Raw genomic sequence first — 431 nt, forward strand, 5'->3', positions numbered from 1 at the left:
CATCGGCGTCGTGCACACCGGTGGTGTGTACATGCTGCTATACAACGCATTGCCCAAGCTCTCGACGCCCTTGGCAGCCGTATTACTGTTTTTCTATCCGGCCACTGCCATCGTGGTTGATGCCATCGTCTATGGCCATCGGTTGGGATTGGCGCAATATGGTGGCGTAGGCTGCATTTTGATCGCAAGCCTCGGCGTGACGCTGAAATGGGGTGTTCGCCGCCACCTGTCAGTTTCGGCTACTTGAGAAACAGAAGACAGTGAACTCAGTCTTGTCGCAGAAATCCCACAGAACGTCCAAAAACTCTGCTGGCCACACTATTTATCCCAGTCGACGATTGTGAGTTCGGGCCACAATTTGATCCAGCGACCGATTTTCTTTTCGTATATTTCACGTGTAATCTGCTTTTTGTTTGGGCGGACGACAGCAC

1 protein-coding gene is annotated in these 431 nt (G+C 52.0%); it reads left to right on the forward strand.

The features are described 5' to 3' along the window. Positions 1 to 247, forward strand: a 247-nt coding sequence (locus tag AB4Z23_RS28625) for an EamA family transporter (protein WP_441361327.1), incomplete at its 5' end; no start/stop codon positions are given. Between the last annotated feature and the right edge of the window lie 184 nt (positions 248 to 431).

It is taken from the genome of Agrobacterium sp. MCAB5, assembly GCF_052114365.1.
GTDB classification, from domain to species: domain Bacteria; phylum Pseudomonadota; class Alphaproteobacteria; order Rhizobiales; family Rhizobiaceae; genus Agrobacterium; species Agrobacterium tumefaciens.